This is a genomic window from Protofrankia sp. CiP1_Cm_nod4, assembly GCF_982290645.1.
Genome location: NZ_CEVIVC010000079.1, coordinates 16,759 through 18,637, shown reverse-complemented (window position 1 = coordinate 18,637; position 1,879 = coordinate 16,759). Strand labels below are relative to the sequence as shown.

The 1,879-nt window shown below is 79.7% G+C and carries 1 protein-coding gene and 1 pseudogene; both read right to left on the bottom strand.

All coding sequences use genetic code 11. The features are described 5' to 3' along the window. Window positions 1–624 (bottom strand): DUF5719 family protein (locus AC5LSR_RS15475; RefSeq protein ID WP_493468613.1); only part of this gene is annotated, 624 nt, incomplete at its 3' end. A gap of 354 nt (window positions 625–978) precedes the next feature. After that, window positions 979–1,879 (bottom strand): annotated as a pseudogene (locus tag AC5LSR_RS15470) (hypothetical protein); the annotation flags it as partial.

Here is a 1,879-nt window from a genome sequence, read left to right as displayed (position 1 = left end):
TGCACCATCGCCGAGCGCACCAGCGGTGGCCGCACCGTCACCCGCGCCGGGACCGGTGGCCCGCGTGGCGGCGCCCGCCTCCTCACGGCCGGCTGGCCCGAACGACGTGATCTCCACACGCGCGGGCGCTGTCTCGGGGTTGGTAAGGACGATCACCGGGTCACGGCCGGTACCGGTACCCGGGCCGACGAACCAGAACTCGCTCCTCGGCGGATCGCAGCGTGCCCGGGACGGTGCCCGGCCGGGCGCGCCCGGGACGGTCACCGTGGCGCTCAGCCCGGCCGCCGCCGGGCCGCTGGCGTGCACGGCCAGTGGCACACCACCGTTCGTCTGGACCAGTACGCCCCGCGCCCGGGCCGGACCGGTCGGGACGTCACGCACCGCGCCACCGGTGGACAGCCAGATCCGCCCGTCCGCGCCCGGCCTCCCACCCACCACGCCGCCGGCGGTCACGACGTCCACCGTCACCGGGGCGCCTGCCGGCGGGTCGAGATCCGGGCACAGCAGCATCGCGGACGCCACCGGTACCCGTGGGCCGGCTGTGGGCAGGACCGTCTCGGGCCGGCTGCCCGCCGTGGGCCGGCCGAGGACGGCCAGGGCCAGCACGCTGGACAGGGCGGACATGACGGCAACCGCGATCACCGCCGCCGGGCGCGCGCGCCCGGCCCAGCTCGCGGCCCGCACCTCCCGGACCGGCTGTCGCCGCCCAGCACGCCGGCACCGGCCCCAGCACTGCCAGCATGACCCGGATCGGCTCGCCACGGTCCTCGGGACGCGGCGCGCCGGCAGCCGCCGTCCGCACGGCCCGGGCCAGATGGCCGGGAAGCTCCCTTCGAGTATGTCGCTCCGCCCGGACCGGCCGCTTCACCTGAACCGGCCGCTGCGGGCGGCCGGACCACTCAGGACGGCCGGGCTGGTCCGGGCGGCCGGGCTGGTCCGGGCAGCCGGGCTGGTCCGGGCGGGCCCCCTGCGTCCCGGTCACCGTGGGGAGCCCGTTGCCGCGTCCGTGGCCCGCCGGGGCGGCGCCGCGCCGGGCCCGGCCGCCACCGCACCGGACGGGCCCGGCGGGCCGGCCGGCAGACGGCGCCACACCACGGCGTCGTCCGCCACCTGTTCCCGGACCAGCCCCGGCACGGCGTCCAACGTGGCGACCAGCGGCGCAGCCGCGCCCGCGGCGGGGACGACGACAGCGCCCACGGCCAGCGCCGTAAGCCCGCCGGCGGCTGTCGCACGCCCGGCGACAAGATCCGCGACGACCACCCCGACCGCCGCGCCGTCAGCGGCGGACATCGCGCCGAAGGTGGTGTCCAGGCGCGGGCCGCGGGCGTCCGTCAGTGTGTAGCCGACCGGCGCGTCCCGCGCCGGCTGGCGCAGTACCAGCACGCGGGCGTCCGGCCCGGACAGCCGCGCCGCCGCGAGCGTGGAAGCCGCCATCCCGCCCGCGCGGACCGCGGCGCCGGCCGCCACCTGGCCGGCCTCGGCGACCATGAACGCGCCGGTGAACGGGCCGGCCGCGACCGCCCCGCCGAGGGACAGCGCCGTGACGTGCCGCCAGCCGGGCGGGTGACGGCGGAGCATCCCCCGCACTCCTGTCACTGAGAGTGCGCAAGCCGCCAGCATGCCGGCGACGGCGACGGCGAGCTGCGCGGCGGCGGGCTCCCCGGTGCGCCCGGCAACCCCCAGGCAGCTCTCGACGGCCGCGCCGGCCAGGCCGACGACGACCACGCCCCATGCCGCGAGCACCGGCCCGCGGGTCTCTGCCCGCACGGCCCCGACCGCGCCGGCGAGCGCGGCCGGCACCAGTACGGCCGCGAGGCCGACAACATGCCCGCCGGCCGGCCCGGCGGGCGACATGGCCGGCCCCAGCCAGCCCGACAGC